The organism is Amycolatopsis sp. NBC_00438, from assembly GCF_036026695.1.
Taxonomy (GTDB): Bacteria; Actinomycetota; Actinomycetes; order Mycobacteriales; family Pseudonocardiaceae; genus Amycolatopsis.
The window spans coordinates 8550453-8572504 of record NZ_CP107923.1; the positions used below are offsets into that span (position 1 = coordinate 8550453).

General features: G+C 66.0%; 24 protein-coding genes. 12 read left to right on the top strand and 12 right to left on the bottom strand.

Going from position 1 to position 22052, the window contains the following annotated elements; translation table 11 throughout:
* Positions 1-21 precede the first annotated feature (21 nt).
* From OG494_RS39180 to OG494_RS39195, 4 genes are all read right to left on the bottom strand, one after another.
* A complete protein-coding gene (locus OG494_RS39180) occupies positions 22-450 on the bottom strand; it encodes an RRQRL motif-containing zinc-binding protein (protein ID WP_328447443.1) in 429 nt (142 codons plus the stop codon).
* On the bottom strand, positions 447-713 hold the full coding sequence (locus OG494_RS39185; RefSeq protein ID WP_328447445.1) for a hypothetical protein: 267 nt from the start codon (positions 711-713) through the stop codon (positions 447-449). Before OG494_RS39185 ends, OG494_RS39180 begins: the two co-directional genes overlap by 4 nt.
* A 110-nt stretch (positions 714-823) precedes the next feature.
* Entirely contained in the window at positions 824-1117 is a 294-nt protein-coding gene (locus OG494_RS39190; RefSeq protein WP_328447447.1) for a hypothetical protein, read from the bottom strand.
* 40 nt (positions 1118-1157) lie between these two features.
* Complete coding sequence (locus tag OG494_RS39195; protein ID WP_328447449.1) at positions 1158-1334, bottom strand: hypothetical protein; 177 nt, start codon at positions 1332-1334, stop codon at positions 1158-1160.
* A 236-nt stretch (positions 1335-1570) separates the two neighbouring features.
* Between OG494_RS39195 and OG494_RS39200 the strand changes: the two genes are divergently transcribed.
* Together OG494_RS39200 and OG494_RS39205 are read left to right on the top strand one after the other, a co-directional pair.
* The gene (locus OG494_RS39200; protein ID WP_328447451.1) at positions 1571-2428 is read left to right on the top strand and encodes an AAA family ATPase; all 858 of its coding nucleotides are present in this window, start codon (positions 1571-1573) and stop codon (positions 2426-2428) included.
* An 82-nt stretch (positions 2429-2510) separates the two neighbouring features.
* Positions 2511-3380: an NAD(P)-dependent oxidoreductase gene (locus OG494_RS39205; protein ID WP_328447453.1), complete on the top strand. Its 870-nt coding sequence runs from the start codon at positions 2511-2513 to the stop codon at positions 3378-3380.
* 96 nt (positions 3381-3476) lie between these two features.
* On the opposite strand, the gene OG494_RS39210 is transcribed toward OG494_RS39205, so the two are convergent.
* From OG494_RS39210 to OG494_RS39220, 3 genes are all read right to left on the bottom strand, one after another.
* The gene (locus tag OG494_RS39210) at positions 3477-4187 is read right to left on the bottom strand and encodes an RloB family protein (RefSeq protein WP_328447455.1); all 711 of its coding nucleotides are present in this window, start codon (positions 4185-4187) and stop codon (positions 3477-3479) included.
* Positions 4150-5577, bottom strand: a complete 1428-nt coding sequence (locus OG494_RS39215) for an AAA family ATPase (protein ID WP_328447456.1) — start codon at positions 5575-5577, stop codon at positions 4150-4152. Before OG494_RS39215 ends, OG494_RS39210 begins: the two co-directional genes overlap by 38 nt.
* 902 nt (positions 5578-6479) lie before the next feature.
* The gene (locus tag OG494_RS39220; RefSeq protein WP_328447458.1) at positions 6480-7415 is read right to left on the bottom strand and encodes an HNH endonuclease; all 936 of its coding nucleotides are present in this window, start codon (positions 7413-7415) and stop codon (positions 6480-6482) included.
* A 278-nt stretch (positions 7416-7693) separates the two neighbouring features.
* Here OG494_RS39220 and OG494_RS39225 point away from each other — a divergent pair, with 278 nt between their 5' ends.
* Positions 7694-8554 carry a hypothetical protein gene (locus OG494_RS39225; RefSeq protein ID WP_328447460.1) on the top strand — a complete coding sequence of 287 codons (861 nt, stop codon included), beginning with the start codon at positions 7694-7696 and terminating at the stop codon, positions 8552-8554.
* A gap of 209 nt (positions 8555-8763) precedes the next feature.
* On the opposite strand, the gene OG494_RS39230 is transcribed toward OG494_RS39225, so the two are convergent.
* Together OG494_RS39230 and OG494_RS39235 are read right to left on the bottom strand one after the other, a co-directional pair.
* Positions 8764-10674, bottom strand: a complete 1911-nt coding sequence (locus OG494_RS39230) for a hypothetical protein (protein ID WP_328447462.1) — start codon at positions 10672-10674, stop codon at positions 8764-8766.
* 340 nt (positions 10675-11014) lie between these two features.
* Entirely contained in the window at positions 11015-11431 is a 417-nt protein-coding gene (locus tag OG494_RS39235; protein ID WP_328447464.1) for a hypothetical protein, read from the bottom strand.
* Positions 11432-11582: 151 nt separating this feature from the next.
* Here OG494_RS39235 and OG494_RS39240 point away from each other — a divergent pair, with 151 nt between their 5' ends.
* Complete coding sequence (locus tag OG494_RS39240; protein WP_328447466.1) at positions 11583-12365, top strand: SDR family oxidoreductase; 783 nt, start codon at positions 11583-11585, stop codon at positions 12363-12365.
* Here OG494_RS39240 and OG494_RS39245 read toward each other — a convergent pair.
* Together OG494_RS39245 and OG494_RS39250 are read right to left on the bottom strand one after the other, a co-directional pair.
* The gene (locus OG494_RS39245) at positions 12358-12930 is read right to left on the bottom strand and encodes a hypothetical protein (protein ID WP_328447467.1); all 573 of its coding nucleotides are present in this window, start codon (positions 12928-12930) and stop codon (positions 12358-12360) included. The two genes, OG494_RS39240 and OG494_RS39245, sit on opposite strands and share 8 nt — an antisense overlap.
* Entirely contained in the window at positions 12927-13349 is a 423-nt protein-coding gene (locus OG494_RS39250; RefSeq protein ID WP_328447469.1) for a hypothetical protein, read from the bottom strand. The genes OG494_RS39245 and OG494_RS39250 overlap by 4 nt, the downstream gene beginning before the upstream one ends.
* 323 nt (positions 13350-13672) lie before the next feature.
* Here OG494_RS39250 and OG494_RS39255 point away from each other — a divergent pair, with 323 nt between their 5' ends.
* Positions 13673-14593: a TauD/TfdA dioxygenase family protein gene (locus OG494_RS39255; protein WP_328447471.1), complete on the top strand. Its 921-nt coding sequence runs from the start codon at positions 13673-13675 to the stop codon at positions 14591-14593.
* 16 nt (positions 14594-14609) lie between these two features.
* On the top strand, positions 14610-15056 hold the full coding sequence (locus OG494_RS39260; RefSeq protein ID WP_247058999.1) for a limonene-1,2-epoxide hydrolase family protein: 447 nt from the start codon (positions 14610-14612) through the stop codon (positions 15054-15056).
* A gap of 291 nt (positions 15057-15347) precedes the next feature.
* On the opposite strand, the gene OG494_RS39265 is transcribed toward OG494_RS39260, so the two are convergent.
* The gene (locus tag OG494_RS39265; protein WP_328447475.1) at positions 15348-16382 is read right to left on the bottom strand and encodes a CapA family protein; all 1035 of its coding nucleotides are present in this window, start codon (positions 16380-16382) and stop codon (positions 15348-15350) included.
* A 126-nt stretch (positions 16383-16508) separates the two neighbouring features.
* Between OG494_RS39265 and OG494_RS39270 the strand changes: the two genes are divergently transcribed.
* From OG494_RS39270 to OG494_RS39295, 6 genes are all read left to right on the top strand, one after another.
* Positions 16509-18995, top strand: coding sequence for an endonuclease/exonuclease/phosphatase family protein (locus tag OG494_RS39270; protein ID WP_328447477.1), 2487 nt, complete (start codon positions 16509-16511; stop codon positions 18993-18995).
* Between the two features lie 139 nt (positions 18996-19134).
* Positions 19135-19644, top strand: a complete 510-nt coding sequence (locus OG494_RS39275) for a hypothetical protein (RefSeq protein ID WP_328447479.1) — start codon at positions 19135-19137, stop codon at positions 19642-19644.
* The gene (locus OG494_RS39280) at positions 19641-20840 is read left to right on the top strand and encodes a putative T7SS-secreted protein (protein ID WP_328447481.1); all 1200 of its coding nucleotides are present in this window, start codon (positions 19641-19643) and stop codon (positions 20838-20840) included. The genes OG494_RS39275 and OG494_RS39280 overlap by 4 nt, the downstream gene beginning before the upstream one ends.
* A complete protein-coding gene (locus tag OG494_RS39285) occupies positions 20840-21424 on the top strand; it encodes a hypothetical protein (RefSeq protein ID WP_328447483.1) in 585 nt (194 codons plus the stop codon). Before OG494_RS39280 ends, OG494_RS39285 begins: the two co-directional genes overlap by 1 nt.
* On the top strand, positions 21421-21750 hold the full coding sequence (locus OG494_RS39290) for a hypothetical protein (RefSeq protein ID WP_328447485.1): 330 nt from the start codon (positions 21421-21423) through the stop codon (positions 21748-21750). Before OG494_RS39285 ends, OG494_RS39290 begins: the two co-directional genes overlap by 4 nt.
* On the top strand, positions 21747-22052 hold the full coding sequence (locus OG494_RS39295; RefSeq protein ID WP_328447487.1) for a YbaB/EbfC family nucleoid-associated protein: 306 nt from the start codon (positions 21747-21749) through the stop codon (positions 22050-22052). Before OG494_RS39290 ends, OG494_RS39295 begins: the two co-directional genes overlap by 4 nt.

Here is a 22052-nt window from a genome sequence, read left to right on the forward strand (position 1 = left end):
AGGCGCCGGAGTCGTTCTCGCTCACGCGGCCACCTCCACCCGGTCGGCCTGCTCGCCCTCGAAGCAGGTCCAGCACTGGCGGGTGCTGGTCGGCACGCAGTAGTTCTGCACTTCGCCGCAGTCGACGCAGGTGCGGCGAGCTTCCATCGCGTGGTCCAGCTGCCCCGGCACCGGCGGGCGCTTGACCGCGGCCCGCTCCACCGAGAACAGCTCCGCCACGGTCTCCCGGGCGTAGGGGCGGTGGTGGCGGAACACCAGCAGGGCGACCGGGTCCTGTCCGTTGGGCCGCAACCCGACTTCGCGCAGCTGGGTGCGGGTGAGCAGGGTCGAGGGGGCTTCGCCCCACCCGAAGACCGGCAGCCCGTCCCGCTCCCCGCGGCACAGGCACGCGTGGTGCGTGCGGCCGTCGAACACCGTGGTCACCGCCTGCCGGCGGTTGCGCGGGTTCACCGGGCACCCCACGCGATGCCGTCCAGCTCGTCGATGGCCAGCAGCCGCAGCTGCGCGGCGACGTCGAGGTAGACGCGGGCACGGTCCCGCTTGACCGCGGCCGGCACGGTATCGTTGGCCAGCAGAAACGCGGCGTTCGACATCAGCGACATGCCGAGTTCGTGCAAGCGGCCGGAGACTTCGCGGGAGATCACGGCGTTCAGCTCAGCCGGGGTGTAGGCGAAGGTCGCGGCCTCGCGCTCCGGGGCGGTGGTGTCTACCATCTGGGTTTCCTCCGTACGGTTTCGCGACTGCTCGGTGGAACCCGGCGCGGTCGGCACGTTCTTGCCGGAAGGGGCCGCCGCGTCGGGGCTGAAAAACACGCGGGCCGCCATCAAGCGGCCTCGCCGTCGGACGACCAGGTCGCCGGCACCCGGGTCGGCAGCGCCCGCAGGGCCTCGCGGCCGGCACGGCGACGCGCCCGGCTCACCCGGCGCTGGTCGTTGAAGTCGTAGCGGTAGGCCGCCTTCGCGGCGCTCTCGTCCGCGGCCAGCTCGCCGTAGACGTCCTGCAACATCGCCTCGATCGCCGCTTCGTCCAGCCCGTCCGAGTAGACCGCCTCGCCGGCGAACTCGTCGGCGGCCGACACGGTGGCGTCGATACGGCGGCGGTAGACGTTGGTGTCCATCTGTGAAGTCCCTTCAGAGAAAGTTGCTGGTCAGGTGCGCTCAGAACGAGCGGAAGAAGGTCACGAGGCTCTGCACGACGTGCCGAACAAGCGCGGCCGCTTCCACCGGCGACGACACGACGAACGCCAGCACGACGGCCACCACGACCAGGCCAAAGAGCTTCCGGCCGAACCCCGAACCGGTCTTCAAGACCGGGAACCCCTGCTGCTTCGCCATGAGGTCTTCTCCCCTGTTCGATCGGCGGGCGATCTCTCCGCCCGGTCGGTGTGACCCCGACCACCACGAAGCTAACAGTTGAATGGAAGACAGGTCAACTGTTAGGCCTCAAGTTCCCTGAAACTCGTCTCTGACCTGCATAAACAGAACGGTCAGGCGGTACTCATCTGATAGGCGTCTGATATGATCCCGATCAGATGACCCGATCGGGCCGCGTGGCCCGGCTAGGAGTACCGATGAGTCGTCCGCGCTCGGGTGTGGCTCGGCAAGAACCGCTGCACCAGCAGGTGGCCAGGCACATTCGCAACGACATCGCAGCGGGGCGCCTACGCCACGGGCAGCGCCTGCCGTCGTCGCGCGACCTGGCGAAGGAGTGGGACGTCAGCGTCTTCACGATCAACGAAGCGATGGACTTGCTGATCAAGGAGGGACTTGTGACCAGCAAGCCGCGAGCGGCGCGGACCGTGAATGCACCCGACCAGGAAGCCCGCCACGAGCTTCGTTCGACTACCCCCCGAGTGATCATGATCGGGGGATACGCCGGCAGCGGGAAGACCGAGCTGGGCCGGATCATCGCCCGCGAAACCGGATGGCCGATGCTCGACAAGGACACGTTGACGCGGTACGTCGTCGAAGCCGCCCTTGAGCTACAGGGAATTTCGCGAAACGACCGTGAATCAGACGTTTACATGGAAAAGATTCGCCCTGGCGAATACGCCTCGCTACTAGAGGCAATGTCCGAAAACGTGCAGTGCGGGAACAGCACGGTTGTGACCGCGCCGTTCATACGCGAGTTCTCTGATGAGGCATGGCTCACCAAGATTCAGGCGACCTGCAGGAACCTGGGCGCCAATCTCACCGTCGTGTGGGTGTACTGCGATGCGGACACCATGCACTCGTACGTGCGCCATCGAGACGCGGCTCGTGACAGCGTGAAGCTGGCCAACTGGAACGAGTACATGCAGAATGTGGATGTCAATTTCCGACCTAGCGCCCCCCATGTCGTAGTCGACAACTCCGCAAGCGGTGGCTTACTGACCGAGCAGGCGAGAAGCCTGCTTGCGAGCACTACCGAAGTCGAAAGCAGCAAGTGACGGGGGATCCGCGATGCGCATTCTAGTAAGCAAAGAACAGGACGACAGGAAATCCCGGGGGTTACTAGAGACCCTGCCTGGCGTGAACGTTTCATTCTACGATCCGAACTCGGATACACTACCCGAAGAGCTACGTGCGGCCGAAATCCTGATTCCCCCGTATCGGGGAACACATCGCGGCCTACCTCTTATCCCGCAGCTTCCCAACCTCAAGATGGTTCAGCTACCGTCCGCGGGTGTCGACGAATGGATTGCCGAGGTGCCATCGGATGTCGTATTGACGAGCGCGCGGGGTGCGCACGCGCGCCCCGTCTCCGAGTGGGTTCTCTCAGCAATTCTGACGCAGCTGCGCCATTGGCCCACCTTGGTGCGCTTCCAGGATGCGCACACCTGGGCACACCGTAGGTTCAATCCAGACACTCTCTTCGGCATGCGAGCCTTAATTATCGGCGCCGGATCGATCGGCAACGCCGTTGCACGCAGACTGGAGCCTTTCGACGTCACCACGACGCTTGTGGCCGCAAACCCACGTCCGGGCGTTCATGCGGCCGACGAAATACCGAACTTAATCTCAGGCCATGAACTGGTGGTCATTACGGCGCCTATTAACGACAAGACGTTCGGACTCGTTGACAAAGATTTCCTTGCCGCGATGGATGACGGCGCCCTTCTTGTAAATGCCGGTCGCGGGCAGATTGTGGTCACAGACGCGCTTGTGGCGGAACTGCAGTCGGGCCGCCTGCGTGCCGCTCTGGATGTCACCGATCCTGAGCCCCTACCCGATGACCACCCACTATGGGACTGCACAAACGCGATCATCAGCCCGCATGCCGCACGGACGGTTCCAGGAACCAATACCTTGGTGCATCAGATCCAGGCTGATCAGATCGGCGCCTTCATTCGTGGCGAGACGCCATCGAACGCGGTTCTTGCCACAGGAATCCGCACATAGCGCGCCAGCGCCTCCCGAACAACTTTGGCTCCGCTACCGCGCGGTCGGTGCCAGTAACGGCCAACTGAGTTACGCCACGGACGTAATTGCCGTTTCCTAATTCCGACGCTTTGAGTCATGTCTGTTGGTTATATTGCGAGGCGTTGTGGCGCGTACTGTTGGGGTACGCGCTCGTTTGATGGCGTCCACAACTGCCCACACCGTCGAGCCGGGGTTATTGGTCCTCGCGCCAACTGTTGCGCTTCCCGCCCTAAGGGCGCGCGCTTTCGCATCCTCGTGAGCCCCGAACGGAAACACTGGAGGTAAGTCTTTGACGTAGTTCTTGATGTGCACGCGGATCTTCTCGACGAGCTGATCCTTCGTCGCATAAGAGTTATGATCTTGAAAGTGCCACAGGACCCAGATCTCGAAGCACATATTTGATATCGCTAGGCGGACGTTGTTTCGCTTGGCAAGCAGGATGGCGTCCTCTAGGTTTGGATGCTGATCTACATCTACGACGCACCAAACCTGACTGTAGCCTTCCCCCTTCTTCTGCGCCGCTCGATCGCGTTTATCTAGCGCATGCTTTACAACTGATACTGGATCCTGGCCAATGCCTTCGACGTCGCACGAGGTGACATCCACCGAACTGGCTTTGAAGAATGCAGCCAAGCGGTTAAAGTACTGGTCTTCGGTTACTTTGCCCTCGCAAACCACCAGAATTCTAGGCTTCTGACGGCGAAATTCGGTCCGTCGACTGAGGTCCCCACCTCGCTTCTCGGGACTTCTACGGCTCGACATGAACGCCGCCGTGGTCGTGCTCATCTTGCGCAAGATCGTAATCAGGCCAAGCGACACGGGACAGCAAGCGCTTAACTTCGTGCACGTCGATCATCGGCAGTGCACCGTATCGTCCCAGAAGATAGCCTCGTTCAACGTTCTCTCCTCGGCGTGGCTTAAATTCAGCCAGCGAATACAGTGTGGTAGCACCGTTTCGAGCTTTCTCAGTGAACCACACCTCATCGCGGCAGAGCAGGTCATCTTCAAGAAGAGAACCCAAGAAGGAGACGTCATGCGTGGTAAAAATCAACTGGGACCCGCGACGGTTAATTTCCTCATCTTTGAAAATGTGGATGAGGGTTGCACTCAATTTGGGGTGAAGACTCGCGTCAATTTCGTCCACGATTAAGGTTTCACCATAGCGTATCGCAAACAGAATGCGACCCGCCAGTGATAGCCACGAACGAGTTCCTGAGCTTTCCTGCGTTAAGGGAACAGGAAAACTCACATTGGGATCATCCGACTCATGCAACAGCATGATTTGCGAATTTGAAGTGAGTTGGATGTCGCCATTGATTCCACCTAAGAGCTTCTTAAGTGCTTCGACGGCAGACTTCGGAGGTTGAGAGATGCTGTCGCCGAAGTCGACGTCAAACACAACATTCGAAGTTTTGCCAGATCGAGAACCCGGCTTCTTAGTTGCAACTATTTCATTGTCCACTAGTTCGATACCGACCAGGCCGAGGTCTGCGAGGCGCAGCATGTCGCTGACGTCTCGCGAGAACTCTGGATCACGCATCTTGCCGCGTAGCCATCCGAGACGGCTAACCTCGTGATTATGAGAGCTATCCGCATATACCAAAGAACTAGTAAGGTATCTAAATATTTCGGTAAGCTCTTCATGGGAACTGGCAGCAGCAACTGACAAGAAAAGCGCATTAGGTCGTGTTAGCCTCGCAGTGGTGGCGTTTTCGCCGCGAAGTGATCGGCCGAAGTGAAATTCACCGTCAAGCCGATCAAATAAAACCCTTTTCTTTCCGCGCGGATAGGAATAGAGCCACTCGGCTATAACTTCGCTTACGCCCAGCTCGAAACCGTAGTTATAGCGAATGCCGGCCACGGTGAAGTCTAATTCGAATAAGCTTGCTTCTTTTCGAGAAAAATTATCTAGAAGAAAGGGTTGACGGGGGATCTCATCCGTTGGATCCCAAATTCGGTACGATTCTCGTAGGGCGACGATCAAATAGTAGATCGCACTAATGATACTAGTCTTGCCGGATGCATTTGGGCCATAGATCGCCGCGACCCGGACTGCTCGTGGTGCGCCCGCCTCCACCGGCGGCGATGCCTCACCGCGTCGTGGGGCTGCAACCAGTGACAGCTCCTGCTCTTCTCTGATCGATCGGTGGTTGGCTACCCGGAAGCGCAGCAGCATCCCGTAAACTCCCGTCACTCGGGACCTACCATGCAGTTACAGGCTAGGTTCTGGCTAAGACATGTCATAACTTGGGTCCAGATTGCATGATGACCGCTGTGAGCGCGGCTCGTCAAACGAACTTTGATCATGGTGAGGCGCGAGCATAAGGGACTCGTGCTGCTCACCAGCGAGTTTGACTGGAGCAACACAAGCGCCGTTAGCTTTCTGTAACAGTATTGTTACTCTTTGGCTATGGTTTTCTCAGTCGCTGGATCGCAGCTTGATCGCTTGCCGAACTTGGCTACACAGAATCAAGGTGCGCCCGCCGGGTCGTCTGCGCGCTGGTCGTCTTGCGTTGGTGGGCTCCGCGGCCCGGTGCGACACGGACGGTCGCGCGACCGGCTTGTCTGCGCGCTGGTCATCGCGAGAGAGCGGTCAGGGGCGGGGTGTGACAGGCGGACAGTGTCGAAGGTGTCACACCTGTCACTCTGTCCCTATATCTCTTCTGACCTGGCGGTTTAAGTGTGACAGGTGAGGGACACCGCCAGTGACAGTTTCTCTCCCACACTAACGGTATGTCTCAGTAGTCACTGAGAGACGAAAAGAGGCTGAAACAGCGGGGAGTGGAGGCTTTCTCCACCCCCCGCTGCTTCAGCCTCTTTTGGCCACAGGTGTGCAATACGTGTGCATGCCGACGTCTCGACCACCGCAGGGACGTGACAACCCGCAGGTCAGAGCCATGCACCACCCCGCTTCAGCCCATCCCTCCGGAGGCAGGGTCGGAGGTCTGATGCATGTCTCGCTCCGCCCGCGGATAGGCCCGGACGGCCGCAAGCGGCTGCGTCACCCCTGCCCGAACGCGTACATGAAGAAGCCCCGTGCCACGACATGCTTCCTGACACGGGGCTCGTTCGCGGGGTCTACACATTGAACAGGCCATCACCGTCGTCCTGGGTCTGCCCGGTGTTCCGCGTTGCGGTCTTCGCTTCTTTGCGCTTTCGCGCTTTCCGCTCGCGTTCGTACTGCGTCACACGGGCCTGAGGTCCCTCTGCCGGCCAGGCAGGTGCGGGTCCGGTCAGCTCGTATGTCACGTGTGTCACGCCGTCGTCGTCCTTGACCCGGCGTGACTGGATCGGCCATCCCAGCACGTAGCGCAGCTCGCGCAGGCGCTTGAGCGGGTCGCCCTTGTGGGTTTCGCGGGCGACGAGGAACACCAGGGAGACCGGGCATGGGCGGCTGGCCGTGTGGAACGCCTTGAGTAGTTCGCCGATGCGTGTCCAGGGGTCGGCACCTTCCATCGCCTGCCGGACGAGCGGCCCGATGTCGTCGAAGGTGGCGAAGAACGCCTGCTTGCCGTGGTTGTGCTCGGTGCACAGGGGTTCGAGGTTGTCGATGACCGTTTCGCCGCCCCATGTCCGCGGCGTGATGTGGTCGATCTGGAGCTTCACGCCTCCGTCGTCGGGGTGGGGGCCGCGCCCGCACATGGCGCAGAAACGCCCTTTCTGCACGAATACCTCCGCCTGCAGCCGCGGCGAGATGGGCGCGGTGTCCACGGGCTCGTCCTTGGCGGCGATGAGCTTGTACACCCACTCACCGGATCCAGGCTGCTTGAACCGTTCGACCTCGAAGGCGGGGTAGACCTCGCGGAGGCGCCGGCCGGTGTTGGCGTTGGTCTTGCCGAAGATCTCTTGGGACCGCTCCAGCCATCTGGACATGGGCTGCGGGTTGTCGCGGTTCTCCCACAGCCAGCGGTACGCCTCGCGCGCCTCCCTGCCCCTGATCAGGCTCTTGAGCTCATCGCTGTCTGGATGGGGCAGGACGGGAGTCGTATCGGGAGTCTCAGTGGCGGAGCTCACAGTGGACCACGTCCTTCGCGCGGGCAAGACTGCCCAAGTCGGCATGAACACTTCAAGTGTGCGGCATGGCCGCTTTGGCATGCAAGCGAGTTCTACCTGCTGTTTCTCTGAGTGTTGCCGTCGGACGGATTGCCGTCCGACGGCAACGTGCCGTCTAGCTGGCTACCTCGGGGAGCTGGAGCCGACGGCCTGCTGCAGCTGCGTAACTGCAACTTTCTGTCGGTGGGCCGCGTTAGCTTGGCCGGGCAACTGGGTCCCGACGGCGAGGAGCGGTAGCGATGGAGACGAGCGCGGATGAGGTACGTGAGACCTTCCTGGTGACACCGGAAGCCGAGGTCGCCTACTACGGCTGGGAGAACGACACGCGACGGGCTGAGGTCGTGAGAAAGATGCGCGATCACACCACGAGAGCGATCTACGACTGCAGGCTAGAGCACTTCGAGTGGATCAAAAAGAACCACACTCACCCGCTTGGGAAGATCAACAAGGAGAAGATCGAGCACATCACGCTGGCACGCGACTGGTACCCGCGGTTCGCGTTCGTCCACCTGTTCCATGTGCTGCTTGAGAAGCTTGGTCGGCTGCCGCTGTGGGACGAGGTCAATAAGTTTATTACTAACGATCCCGAGGGCATGAGAATGCTCGGGGCCGAGCGTACGGAGCTCAAGGACCGGATCTTCCCCGGGGAGCTAGAAACAGTGATCGCGAAGTATCCGGGCTGCAAGGATCCGGAGAACCGGGCGAATGCCCTCGCAGAGGCCTCGCTGAACTGGCGGATCGGCAACGCCTACTACGGGTTCATGCGGGAGATGTACACCGTCGTCGCACTCCGCGCGCTGGAGGTGCCGGTCAAGGTGCACCCGCTGGCGGATGCCAACTTCCGCACGGATGGCTGGGTGGACGAGAAGATCCTCAGCGTCTTCGTGACCAACCCTACGTACAAGGTCGCTGAAGAGGAGGAGCGCGCGATGCGGCACCATCAGGGCCGGAAGAAGAAGGTTGACAAGCTCTTCCCGAACTCCGAGTTCAGCTTTGTCGAGCTGACCATGGAAAGGGCTGACCACTTCGGCGTGTTCCACTTCCCTAAAGAGGCAGAGATCAAAAGAGTCTCCGAGCTGCTGAAGGGCGGAGGCTGCTAGACCTGCAAGGGGAGCCAGGGAAACTTCCCCCGATAGCGGCCGACGAACCGCGTGGGCGCTACCCACGGATTGCCCACGGACGGCCGCGTACAGCTGCATACCGCCGCACATAACTGCACACACGGAGAAGCCCCGCGCCCGGCATTCGCCGTGGTCACGGGGCTTCTTCGTTGGTGGCGGGTGAGTTCTCGCTTAAGTCGGGTGGGTGGTCAGGTGGGTTTGCGGACGAGGCCGGTGTAGGCGGCGATGGCGAGGGTGGCCAGGCCCCAGAGGAGGGCTTGCAGTGCCCAGAGGATGGCGGTGAAGGTTTGGCCCGCGCCGGTGGTGGTGTCGAGGTCGCAGTGGGCGCGGACGCCGGTGGTGCCGAGGGGGAGGCCGCGGTCGATGCCGAGGCCGATGAGTTCGACGGGGGAGCAGGGTATGCCGGGGTCAGTGAGTTTGGCGGCGGCGGGTGGGACGCGTTCAGCGGCGTGGTGGCCGGGGTGGGTAGTGACGTGCCCGGCGAGCAGGCTGAGCGCGGCGGCGAGGGTGAGGACGACGGTGAGTGCGGTGACGAGGCGGTGGGCGCGGTAGCCGTAGCGGCCGAGCCAACCCCACAAAGCGTGCCGCGCGCGTGCGAGCCGACTACCCAGCGCCTGAGGGGCGCGGCGGCGGAGGTCATGTTGCTGGGTGATCAGCACTTCGCGCGCGTTGTTGTCGTGACCGGCGGCACGCTCGGTCGCGGCGAGTTGCTGAAAGGGCTGGGGCCAGTAGGTGTCGGTGTGGTGGACCAGCAGATGCAGCCATTGACGCCACGAGATCTCCCGCAGAACGGGATAGGTCAATCCCTGGGCTGTGAGGGTGCGGTCGCTGTCAGTGCAGCCACGGCGGCTCATTCCCTCCCGGCCGGCCGGGCATAACAGCGTCGGCGGGAACAGCGCCCCGGTGGTCTGTGCCTCATGCAGCACCAGTAGCGGCCCTGAGCTGTTGTCCAGGCCTGACACCGTCAGGTCAGCTTGGCCGCCGATGTGGGCGCCGAGGAGGCGGATCGCGCCGAGTTTTCCGGTGCCGGTGATGGTGGCGTCTCGCATGAACAGGCTGTTGCCGGTGCGGAGGCGGTCGGCGTGCAGTGCGGCGCTGGCGGCGCTGGTTACCTCGGCTCGATCGAGTTCGAGTGTGCCGCCGATGTGGGCGCCGAGGAGGCGGATCGCGCCGAGTTCTCCGTTGCTGGTGATGGTGGCGTCTCGCATGAACAGGCTGCCGTCGGTGCGGAGACTGTCGGCGTTGAGCGCGGAGCCGGTGGTGTTCGTGACGGTGGCTCGATCGAGTTCGAGTGTGCCGCCGATGTGGGCGCCGACAAGGCGGATCGCGCCGAGTTCTCCGTTGCTGGTGATGGTGGCGTCTCCCATGAACACGCTGCCGTCGGTGCGGAGGCGGTTGGCGTGCAGTGCGGCGCTGGCGGTGCTGGTTATGTTGGCTCGATCGAGTTCGAGTGTGCCGCCGATGTGGGCGCCGAGGAGGCGGATCGCGCCGAGTTCTCCGTTGCTGGTGATGGTGGCGTCTCGCATGAACAGGCTGCCGTCGGTGCGGAGGCGGTTGGCGTTGAGCGCGGAGCCGGTGGTGTTCGTGACGGTGGCTCGCTCGAGTTCGAGTGTGCCGCCGATGTGGGCGCCGAGGAGGCGGATCGCGCCGAGTTCTCGGGAGCCGGTGATGGTGGCGTCCCGCATGCCCAGACTGCCGTCGGTGCTGAGGCCGTCGGCGTGAAGGTAGGTGAGCAGGCTGCTGTTCAGGTACAAGTATCGAAGGTGCGCGGCTCGGCAAAAGATGCCCTCCGCCAGGGCACATTGGCGTAGTTTCAGCCCAGTGACGGCGGTGACGTGATCGAGGTCGAGCTTTCCAACGACTCGCACTCCCACGATGCGGATTCCCCGGGGGTCGAGGTCACCGTGCAGGCCGCGGAGCAATTCGCGAAGAAGGTCGGCCCGTACCCGCACGTCGGAGTCGTCGGTGATCGCCAATTCCTCCACCGTCATCGTGGTGGTGGCGGGTATAGCGACCTTCCCGTGGCGGGCGGCGTCGATCACCTGTTGCTCAAGTTCGGTCAGGTCGGTCAGCACGGGTGAGGGCTTCGTCTCGTCCACGTCACCATAGTCGGCGACACGCTACGAAATGTGACGTCTGCGGGTTCGGTGTCGGTTCCATCCCTGACGGTGGCGAATCGGCGGGAAGCCCGTCCGAGCGACCGTCTCAGTTCCCGTCTCAGTCCGCCTCCGTTCAAGCCGGTCCACCCTGACCCAGCCGTCCTTTGACCTGCGCAGACGTACCCACCGGGACATGCCTGGACAGGGTGCATCGGAACTCGAAATCGTGTGACGGCTAATCCCCGTCCGTGGGTTCAAATCCCACCGCCACCGCGCATCCGGACCCCCGGTCGGCTCAGCCGACCGGGGGTTTCGGCTTTCGCGGGGAGACCGCGTCGGCTCACCACGATCCGTGGGTCGTGTGCCACCTGCCGATCTCGTAGCCGAACAGGTGCACGGAGCTGACTCCGGTGGCACGCAGCCAATCCAGGCCGGCGTCGAGCATGGTCTCGCAGTTCGGATCCGTCAGGTGCTCCGACGTCAACAGCTCCCAGACCACACGAGCGCCGCCGCGAGAAGCCTCGCCGCCGGCCGGCAGAACCGCGGACGCGAGCTTCTCGATGAAGAACGCGGGATCGGCTTGCGCGGTCGAATGCAGGCTGTAGATGAGACCGGGAGCGTCGAACGATGCGGGCGCGTTCGGTGAATGCGCCTCGGTCCGGATATAACCGACGACCCGGTCGACGATGTCTGCGGGCAACGGAGAAGCCTTCCGTTTCCGGCTGAACAAATCCATGCTGTTCCCTCCTGCGATCACCTCGGAGCGTGTGACGGCACCTTCCCGGTTCGCGAGGAAGCCGGTCCTTGTTGCAGGGCGGGTGAACAATCACTCGAATGCCTCAGGCTTGACTTGAAGGGCTCTTGAAGTGTGACCGTGGTCGGGTAACCGACCCATGAGGGAGCACACCATGACCGTCCTCGTCACCGGAGCTACCGGCCACACCGGTCGGCATGTCGTCCGCGGCTTGCTGGACGTCGGCGCCGACGTCCGCGTCTTGGTGCGAGACGTGGCCAAGGCGCCGGCCGACGTCGAGGTCGTCCGGGGCGACATCACCGATCTCACCAAAGCCGCCCAAGGTGTCGACGCCGTCTACCTTCTCTGGCCTTCCTTCGATTCAGAAGGTATCGAGAGAGCCCTAAAACCGTTGGTAGGCAAGAAGATCGTCTATCTTTCCGCGATGAGCGCGGACCAAGGCGGCGTCTGGGGAGACGTCGAAAAAGCCGTCGAGAAGGTCACTGACGACTGGACCTTCTTAAGGGTCACCGGCCTCGCCACCAACACCCTCGGCTGGATGGACCAAGTCAAGAACGGCGTCGTCCGGGGGCCCTATGGCCAGGCCAAGAGGTCGCTCGTCCACGAACGCGATGTTGCCGACATGGCCGTCAAAGCACTCCTCGAGAACCACTCCAAACAGGTCTACCTCGTCACCGGGCCCGAGGCACTTACCCAAGCAGCGCAGGTAAAAATCATCGGGGACGCCTTGGGTAAGCCGGCGGTGTGGGAAGAACAGCCGATCGCGGAGGCGAAAACGCAACTGAGTCAACAAATGGGTGCGGAATTCGCAACCAGTGCCCTGGGTTATTGGGCGTCGCTCGTGGCGGAACCGGAGCCTGTCTCGCTCGACGTCGCCCAGGTGACCGGGCATCCCGCGCGGCCCTTCGAAGAGTGGGCCGGGGAGCACTTCAGCTGAGGTCGACCGCCGGGGTGGTCAGTGGTTCCAGTTCTGCGGCAAGGGAAGTCAGCGACGCCACCTTCTCCTGGACCGTCCGGACCACCGACGCGCACGCGCGGCTGACCGTGCTCACCACCTCGGCCGACCGGTCGTCCGCCAGGACCGCGGACGCCGCCACTTCGGCCGCTTCGGCTATTGCCGTGACCTCGGCCGACGTCGACAGGGCCAAGGCGTCCAGTTCCGACGCGATCCGGAGACCCAGTGCCGCCGTCGTGGCCGCCGCGCGCGCTGCCTCCGCGTACTGACCGTCCACTGTGTCCGCCCAGGTCGCGAACGTGTCGGCGCCGCCGCCGGTTTCCGCCAGCTCGACTCCGGTGCGGAACTCCGTGGACGCCGACGTCACCACCACCGAACCCGCGTCCACCTCCGTGGCGGAGGCGCGGATCGCCGAGGGCGAGCAGTCGACGTGGCGCAGCGCCGCGACCGGGTCGGCCGCGCCGATTCGGCCCGCGGCCGCCCGGAGCGTGGCCAGCCGGGTCGCGGCTGTCGTCAGCGCCGGGTGTTCGAACAGCTCGAGCGTCACGGGGCCACCGCGATCCGCCCCCGGAAGCCCGAACTCCTCGTGGTGTCGGCCGCCATGCGGAGCCGGCCGGCCAGGTCGGACGTCGCGTCGCCGAGGACGCGCGCGTCCGCTTCGCGGGCGGCCAGCGCCGCCTGCCAGCGTGCCGCGAGTTCGCGGGCCTGGGCCGAGATGCCGAACGGCGTCGAGTCGACGCGGGCCTCGGCGAACCGGCCGGCGGCCTTGTCGTCGGCGGCCGCGGCCTGGTCCAGCTGGTCGGCCGAGGCGCGCAGCCGGTCAGGCCTCTTCGGGGGATTCCGGGTGGTCCCGAGGCGAAGCTCCGGGAAGTCCCTCTTCGGCGGCTTCCGGGTGGTGGAGCCGCCGGCCCCGGGGCGGAGCTCCGGGACACCGCTGTCGATCCGCGAGCCTCTGCCTTCCGGCATGGGGAGACCTCCGTCGTCAAGGGCGCTCACTCGATCGTGCAAGATCTTGCCTCATCGGCCCGCGCGCCCCGCATCGCGGTGACCTGCGACGTTGGGGCGTTCCACCAAGTGGACGTCTTGACCGCAGGGCGGGACTAGGTTGACCATGGGCGCATGCCCGCCACCTCGGAAAGCACGCCTATCCGGTGGCACGACCGCGCCTCCAAGCGGTCGGTTGGGGAAGGCACCGTGGAGCTGCTCCTGCGCCGCGGCCGCCTGGGCTCACCCCCTGCCTGACGCGAGCCCGGCGTCCGAATTCTCCCGAAAACCCTTGGAGCACAACCATGTCCGTAGACCTGCCTGCCCGGATTCAGCTACGCGAGGCCGTGACGCCCGCCGACGGCATCGTCGAAGGCCCGCGTGTCCTGCAGCAATCCCCGCGCGAACCCTACGAGCTGTTCACCCTCCGCCCGCTCGGCCGGGTGATCGGCGCCGAGATCGACGGCGTCGACCTGGCCGAGCCGGTCACGCCCGCGCTGCGCGCCGAGCTCAACCGCGCCCTGCTCGAGTGGAAGGTCGTTTTCTTCCGCGACCAGCGGATCACGCCGGCGCAGCAGCGCGCGTTCGCCGCGAACTGGGGCGAGCTGGAGACCAACCCGTTCATCCCACGGGGCGAGAACGACGAGGTCACCCGCTTCGAGCGCACCGCCGCCATGCCCGGTTTCGAGAACATCTGGCACACCGACGTCACCTGGCGGCCCAATCCGGCGCTCGGGTCGGTGCTGCGGCTGATCGAGGTGCCGCCGGTCGGCGGCGACACGATGTGGGCCGACATGGCCGCCGCGTACGACAACCTGCCCGACGACGTCCGCGCCCGCATCGACGGGCTGACCGCGGTGCACGACTACCTCCCCGGCTTCGACCGGTTCGCCGACCCGGCGCTGCTCGCGCAGTGGCAGGAGCGGTTCCCGCCGGTCGAGCACCCGGTGGTCCGCACGCACCCGGAGACCGGGCGGCGCACCCTGTTCGTCAACCAGGCGTTCACGACGCACATCGTCGGCCTGGACCGGGCCGAGAGCGATCGGCTGCTGCGGTACCTGTTCCTGCAGGCCCATACGCCCGAGTTCCAGGTGCGCTTCAGCTGGGAGCCGAACTCGGTGGCCTTTTGGGACAACCGCGCGACGCAGCACTACGCCGTGAACGACTACCACCCGCACGTCCGGATCGCGGAGCGCGTCGCCATCGCGGGCGACCGGCCGTTCTGAGCCTTAGCCTGAGGGCATGACCGAAGACCCCCAGGCAGTGGTGACCGGTTTCCTCAAGGCCCTCGAAGACCTCGACATCGACCGCGCGCTGACGTTCGCGGCGAGCGACATCGTGTACCAGAACGTGCCGTTGCCGCCCGCTCGCGGCGTCGCGGCGGTCGAAAAGCAGCTGCGGCTGATGGCCCGGTTCGGTTCCGGGTTCGAAGCGCGGACGCACCACATCGCCGCGGACGGCAACATCGTCCTCACCGAACGCACCGACGTCCTGCGCCGCGGCGCGTGGGAAGCGGAGTTCTGGGTGTGCGGCACGTTCGAGGTCGAAGGCGGCCGGATCGTGCTGTGGCGCGACTACTTCGACTGGACGACGGTGCTCGCGGCGAGCGCGAAGGGCGCCGGGCGGGTCGCGCTGGCCGGCGCGCGGACGCTCATCGGCCGTTATCGGGCGAGGTCCGCCGTGCGTTGACCCGGGTGCTGCCGCGGTCGTGGGCCCGAAGGTCCACGACCGCGGCGGTCCCCAGTACCAGCACGAACACGCAGCTGAGAACGATCAGCCCCCACATGATCATTCTCCCTCCCCCCGTGCCGTGCTGACTCTTGCGCCTCCGGATGGTGGTGTGCGCCACTTTTCCGGCGGCTCACGCAGACCGTACCTCTGCTTCACAGCGGTGACTCCGGTCCTTGACCTGCATTTAAGGCAGATGCGCCGGATGGGTGACAGGCGTAACGCGAGCTGTAACTCCGCGCGCGCGATCCGTTACGCCCCAACGCCCAAGCCCGCCACGGACGCGATCCCGTCCCGCACGGTCACCGCGGTGGCGCGCTGCGCGGAGACGTCCGTGACGTAGCGCAGCACCCGGTCCGCTTCCTCGCCCGAAAGCGGTTCGCACTCGTTGTCGGCGTTGCGCCGCACCGGGATGAGCTCGAGCCGGGGTTCGTCGCCGAAGATGCAGCCGGCCAGCAGTCCGTCGACGTGCCGGCCGCGCATCGCGGGCCAGTCGAACACGAGGTTGCCGAGGCTGTAGAGGATCGCGCGGCCGCGGTACACCTCGACGGCCTGGATCGTGTGCGGGCCGTGTCCGGCGACCAGGTCGGCGCCGGCGTCGATCGCCGCCCGGCCGTAGGTCACCTGGTACTCCGCGAGTTCCGCGCCGGGCAGGCCCCAGTGCATCGAGACGACGACGTGGTCGTTGGCCGCCTTCGCCCGGCGCACGTCGGCGACGAGCCGCTCCAGGTGCTCCGGTACCGGCGCCGTGCGCACGATCGGCGGCCGTCCCGGGACGTCGGCGACGCGCGGATCCGGCTGGTAGGACGTCGTCGCAAGCGCTTGCGCGACGCCCGGAGCCGTCACCTGCGCCGCCTGGCCGAACGGCCAGCAGAGCGACGTGTACGCGAGGAAGGCGACCTTCTTCCCGGCGCGTTCGAGCACGGCCGGCGCGTGCGCGGCGGCGAGGCCGGTGCCGGCGCCGCAGTGCGCGATCCCGGCTTCGTCGAGCACGGTGAGGCTCGTCATCGCGGCGGCCGGCGGGTAGGTGACGTCGTTCGCGCACGAGACGACGTCCACGCCGGCGACCGTCAACGCCTCGACCATCTCCGGCGCGGAGTGGCGCCAGTTCGGTTTGTGCGGGATGTCCGCGCCGCCGGAGTTCCCGGCGGTGCCCGACAGCGGTCCTTCGAGGTTCACGAACCGGATGTCGGCGCCCTGGAGCAGGGGATGCAAGTGTTCGAAGGCCTTCGACGGTGTCGTGCGGCCCTGAACGTTGACGTCTCCGCCAAGTACCAACGTGATCACGAAGCCTGCTCTGCCGATCGAGTGACGACGAAAGTAGTTGTTACGAATCGTTGCATCTTTGTCTTCCTGCTCCTCATCTGTTCGGGGGACTATGCCACGACTGTTCAAGCACAAAGGGGACTCAGGGTGACCAAGACCCACAGATCCAAGGCCGCGCTGACGGTGGCCGTCGCGTCGGGCCTGGTGCTCGGCGGGGTGGCCGCACCAGCCGCGCTCGCGACGCCCAGCGCCGACGCGGTCATCGCCGAGGTCTACGGCGGTGGCGGCAACTCCGGCGCCACGCTGACCAACGATTTCGTCGAACTCGCGAACCACGGTACTGCGGCCGCGAGCCTCGCCGGTTTCAGCGTCCAGTACCTGCCCGGTTCGGCGAGCGCGTCGAGCACCTGGCAGGTGACGCAGCTGGCCGGGAGCGTCGCGCCGAGCGGGCGCTACCTGGTGGCCGAGGGCAAGGGTGCCGGGGGCACCGTCGCACTGCCCGCACCGGACGCGACCGGCACGATCGCGATGTCGGCGACCGCGGGCACGATCGCCCTCGTCTCCGGGACCACCGCGCTGACCTGCAAGACCGCCGCGGACTGCGCGGCCGACACCCGGGTCAAGGACCTCGTCGGGTTCGGCGCCGCCACCGTGCGCGAGGGCAGCCCGACGGCCGCGCCGGCCAACGCGACGTCCGTCGCGCGCGGCACGACCCTGGCCGACACGGACGACAACGCCGCGGACTTCACCGTCGGCGACCCGACGCCGACCAACGCCGCGGGCGAGACGACCGGCGGCGGCACCGGGCCCGGTGAGCCGGGGACCCCGGCCAAGATCCACGACATCCAGGGCACCACGCGGATTTCCCCGCTGAAGGACCAGAAGGTCAGCGGCGTGACCGGCGTCGTCACCGCGACCCGGACCTTCGGCTCGTCCCGCGGCTTCTGGCTCACCGACCCGGCCCCGGACAACGACCCGCGCACCAGTGAGGGCCTGTTCGTGTTCACCGGCTCGGCCAGCCCGGCCGTCGCGGTCGGTGACGCCGTGACCGCGACCGGCACCGTCCGCGAGTTCTACCCGGACACGCCGTCGACGTCGGTCTACCAGTCGCTCACCGAGCTGAGCAGTGCACAGTGGACGGTCGACTCGCACGACAACGCGCTGCCCGCGCCGACCGTGCTGAGCCCCACGACGGTGCCGGAGACCTACGCACCGTCACCCGGCGGGAACATCGAAGCGCTGCCCTTGGAGCCGGCGAAGTACGCGCTGGACTTCTGGGAGGCGCACGAGAGCGAGATCGTGAGCGTCACCGACGCCCGCGTCGTCGGCCCGTCGAACTCGTTCAACGAGCTGTACGTGACGACCAAGCCGGACCAGCACCGCTCCGTCCGCGGCGGCAGCGTCTACCTGGGCTACGACAAGCTCAACAGCGGTGTCCTCAAGGTGCAGTCGCTGATCTCGTTCGACCAGCGGCCGTTCCCGAAGCTCAACGTCGGTGACGCGCTGACCGGCGTCACGTCCGGCCCGGTCGAGTACAGCACCTTCGGCGGCTACACCCTGCTCGCCAGCGTGCTGGGCGCCGACAAGGACAACGGCCTGCAGGCCGAAACCACGCGCAAGCAGCGCACCGGCGAGCTGGCCGTGGCGACCTACAACGTCGAGAACCTGGCGCCGAGCGACCCGCAGGCGAAGTACGACCGGCTCGGCGAGGCGATCGTGACCCACCTGGCCACGCCGGACATCGTGAACCTGGAAGAGATCCAGGACAACACGGGCGCGACCGACGACGGCGTCGTCGTCGCGGACCAGACGCTGCAGAAGTTCACCGACGCCATCGTCGCCAAGGGTGGCCCGCGCTACCAGTGGCGCTCGATCGACCCGGTGAACGACCAGGACGGCGGCCAGCCGGGTGGCAACATCCGCGTGGCGTTCCTGTTCAACCCGGCTCGGGTGTCCTTTGTGGACCGTCCGGGTGGCACGTCGACCACGCCGGTCAGCGTGACGAAGGACCACGGCAAGGCGCACCTGTCGGCGTCCCCGGGGCGGGTCGACCCGGCCAACGAGGCCTGGACGGCCAGCCGCAAGCCGCTGGCCGGCGAGTTCGTCTTCCAGGGCCGCACGGTGTTCGTCATCGCCAATCACTTCAACTCGAAGGGCGGCGACCAGCCGACGCACGGCCGCAACCAGCCGCCGGTGCGCAGTTCCGAGGTGCAGCGGGCCAAGCAGGCGACGGTGCTGCGCGGGTTCGTCGACTCCCTGCTGGCGGCCGACAAGAACGCCAACATCGTGGTGGCGGGCGACCTGAACGACTACCCGTTCTCGCCGGCCGTCCAGATGCTCACCGCCGGTGGCGCGCTGAAGGATCTGATCGCCACGGTGCCGGAGGCGGAGCGCTACAGCTATGTCTTCGAGGGCCAGTCGCAGGTGCTGGACCACATCCTGGCGTCGAAAGCGCCGCGCGGGGTGGACTACGACGTCGTCCACATCAACGCGGAGTTCGCGGACCAGGCCAGTGACCACGACCCGCAGGTGATCCGGTTCCGGCCGAGCACCGGCAATGCGATCCAGGACGCGCTGTACGACCTGCTCGACTACCTGGAGCAGCTGCTCGGGAAGTATTTCCCGCAGCCGTGATCTGGTTCGGAAGGCCGCCATCGGGGTTGCTCGGTGGCGGCCTTTCTCATGCCTCCTTCGGGTGACATTGGGTGACTCCGAAACCGCTCTGAGTGTTCGGTCGTCTTACTGGACGACGGGAACCACAGGGAGGGGCGGCGTGGACGGCTACGCGGTGAAGGTCGAGGAGCTGGGCAAGCTCGTCGACGACCTGGGCACGGCGGCGGACAGGATGGCCGACGCGAACAGGAAACTCGGCGGCGGCGGGGCGTTCGGTTCGCTCGGCCACGCGGACCTGGGCCGGGCGGGCGTGGAGTTCGAGGAGGCGTGGGGCTACGGCATCGGGCGCCTCGGCGACGCGGCGGCCGGGATCACGGAGCGGCTGAAGCAGGCGAAAGGCAAGTACGAGCAGATCGAGGCCGAGTTCGGCGGGAAGCTGGGGAAGTTCGGGTCCGCGGTGTTCGGCTCGGGTGATGGGCCGGTGGGTGGCGGGATCACCGGAGGGATGCCGGGTGTGGGGGAGCCGGCGGACCCGGACGAGCGCCCGGTCGGCGGGGGCTACCCGGGTGACGTCGCCGGGATCGACGGCCTGGCGGAGCCCGGCAACCGCCCGGTCGGTGGCGGTGCGACCGGTGGCATCACCGACCTCCTGAACGGCCTCGGCCGATGAGCGCCCGCGACTTCCCGGCTTTGGGCTTCGAACCGGCGCCCGGCGACCTCGACGGCGTCACCGAGCTGGCCGGCAAGTACCGCGTCGTGAGCCGTGATCTGGCGGAGGCGAACGTTTCGCTGCGCGAGATCGTCACCAATCAGGGTGTCTGGCAGGGCGAAGCGAGCGAGGCGTTCACCCGGCGCGTCGGACCGCTGCCCGGGTACCTCGACGGCGCGGCCAAGTCGATGGGGCAAGCTGCCGACGCGCTGGACGCGTGGTGCCGCGACCTCGGTGACCTGCAGAAACGCGCGGCGGACCTGGAAGCCCGCGCTCAGGCGGCGGCCCGGGCGGCCGAGCAGGCGCGGGCGAACCCGGACCTCGCGCTGGCGAACCGGACGTTCCCGGACCGGCCGTCGTTGCAGATCGCGCAGCGGCTGCTGGACAACGCGGGTCAGCAGCTCGAGAACGCGCTCGACGGCTGCCAGAACGTCCAAGACGCGGCGAAGCAGCTGCTGGCCGAACACACTGAGGCGGCGGGCCGGGTCGCGGAGCTGCTGAGGAAGGCGAAGGAGCTGGCGCCGGACGAGCCGGACCTGCTGGACAAGCTGGGCGACGCCGTGGGCGGCGCACTGACCGACCTGTCGAACACGCTGGCCGACTCGGTGGACGAGGGCTGGAACTTCGTCCAGGACCACGCCGAGGTGATCTCGAAGGTCTCCGATGTCACGGGCGACTTGGGCAACATGCTCGGCATCGTCAGCGATTTCCTGCCCGAGCCCGCCGACATCGTCATGGGTGCGATCGCCACAGGATTGGGAGTCGGGGCCCTGGAGGGCCACTTGGTGGCGAAGGCAGCCGGTGCCGATGTGGCTCCTGAGACCCTGACGTTCGATGCCCTGGGCGCGGTCACTTCGCTGGTAGGTGTGGTTCCCGGCGTATCGGAAACCGTAGCCAAAGCGGCCACTTTCGCCGGCTGGGGACTGCTCGGGGAACAGGTGGGAGGCGAGCTGGCCGCCGACGGCATGGGCAAGGAGTTCGAAGGCCCGATCGGCGACCTCAAGCAGTACTGGGTGCCGAAGAACGCCGGCCAATGGAGCGTGGTCGCGGCTTCGCCGGCCGGGGTCGCGTACTGGAACGCCGTCGATGCGGGGACAGCAGCCGACAACGCGCCTGACCGTCGTCGTGAACGGGCGGAAGACGAGGTGTGGAACTGATGCCGCTGCAGATCGACTTGCCGCCCGGGTTCGCCGGGATGCCGGTGGGCAGTGACGACAAGATGAACCGCGGGTACGCCTGGACCGTCGCGGAGAACCTGGCATCCGGAGCGGGCAAGAGCATCGAGGAGTTCGGCAGTTACCTGATGGCGCTGGTGCCCTCCATGCAGGCCAACGGGATCCGGGTGTTCGGCAAGTTCGCCGTCGGACCGCGGCAGGGGGACGTCGCGACCCTGACGCTGGGCATGGCGCAGTGGCCGGAGCACGCCGGGAACCCGGACGCCGTCGTCGCGGCGATGGTCACCGAGTACTGGGTCCGGCATCCACGCGCCGTGGCGCATCCGGTACGGCTGCCGATCGGCCCGGCCGTGGTCGCGATCAGCGGCGGTGAATACCGGTTTCCGGAGCGGGACGTGCGCACGCAGATCAAGGCGGAGTACCAGATCCCGTTGCCGGACGGGCGATCCGTGGTGATCCTCGCGGTGGTCGCGGAGTCCGAGGACGCCTGGCCCGCCGTCGCCGAGGCGACGGCGAAGGTGGCTTGGAGCCTGCGCAGCGAGCAGCAGAACGGAGGCCCGCGGTGATCGTGGCGGCCGGATCCGAAACGCTGAAGTCCGTGGCCGCGTACGTGGTCTGGGGCGGGCTCATCGGCGTCGGCATGACGTTCACCATCATCCGGTTCGCGCGATCCCGGAAACCACGGGAAGAACAGATGGCGCGACTGGCGGTGCGGCTCAACGGCGAACGGCAGGTCTACCTCCGGATGGAGGAGAACGGCCTGGACCACGCCGATCTCGTCCGGGTCGCCGGCAGCCGGGGGTACGGGCTCATCGTGCACCGGTTCGGGAAGTACTACGAATTCGTCTACGCACCACACCGCTTCACGCCGACGTTCCGGAGGCCGACTTGAGCAATCCGCAGCTGATCGAGGAACTGCGCTGGCAGCTCAAGCAGATCGAAGAGCGCAAGGCCGAGAACCAGCGCCTGCTCAGCGGAACCTCGCCGGACCGGGTCGTCACCGTGGTCGCCGGGCCCGGCGGTGTGGTCAGTGAGGTGAGGCTCGCGCCGGAGGCCATGCGGTTCGACGCCGTCACCCTCGGCCAGGCCATCACTGCGGCGATTCGGGAAGCCGCCTCGGCGTCGCAACAGCCGCGGCGTCGACAGGTTCCAGGAGGCGATGACGAGCCCTACGACACCGTCTTCGACGTCTGA

Coding starts and splice junctions, on each gene's coding strand:
- OG494_RS39185 (WP_328447445.1), bottom strand. CDS start 713: ATGGTAGACACCACCGCCCCGGAGCGCGAGGCCGCGACCTTCGCCTAC.
- OG494_RS39190 (WP_328447447.1), bottom strand. CDS start 1,117: ATGGACACCAACGTCTACCGCCGCCGTATCGACGCCACCGTGTCGGCC.
- OG494_RS39195 (WP_328447449.1), bottom strand. CDS start 1,334: ATGGCGAAGCAGCAGGGGTTCCCGGTCTTGAAGACCGGTTCGGGGTTC.
- OG494_RS39200 (WP_328447451.1), top strand. CDS start 1,571: ATGAGTCGTCCGCGCTCGGGTGTGGCTCGGCAAGAACCGCTGCACCAG.
- OG494_RS39210 (WP_328447455.1), bottom strand. CDS start 4,187: ATGAGCACGACCACGGCGGCGTTCATGTCGAGCCGTAGAAGTCCCGAG.
- OG494_RS39215 (WP_328447456.1), bottom strand. CDS start 5,577: ATGCTGCTGCGCTTCCGGGTAGCCAACCACCGATCGATCAGAGAAGAG.
- OG494_RS39225 (WP_328447460.1), top strand. CDS start 7,694: ATGGAGACGAGCGCGGATGAGGTACGTGAGACCTTCCTGGTGACACCG.
- OG494_RS39240 (WP_328447466.1), top strand. CDS start 11,583: ATGACCGTCCTCGTCACCGGAGCTACCGGCCACACCGGTCGGCATGTC.
- OG494_RS39250 (WP_328447469.1), bottom strand. CDS start 13,349: ATGCCGGAAGGCAGAGGCTCGCGGATCGACAGCGGTGTCCCGGAGCTC.
- OG494_RS39255 (WP_328447471.1), top strand. CDS start 13,673: ATGTCCGTAGACCTGCCTGCCCGGATTCAGCTACGCGAGGCCGTGACG.
- OG494_RS39260 (WP_247058999.1), top strand. CDS start 14,610: ATGACCGAAGACCCCCAGGCAGTGGTGACCGGTTTCCTCAAGGCCCTC.
- OG494_RS39280 (WP_328447481.1), top strand. CDS start 19,641: ATGAGCGCCCGCGACTTCCCGGCTTTGGGCTTCGAACCGGCGCCCGGC.
- OG494_RS39285 (WP_328447483.1), top strand. CDS start 20,840: ATGCCGCTGCAGATCGACTTGCCGCCCGGGTTCGCCGGGATGCCGGTG.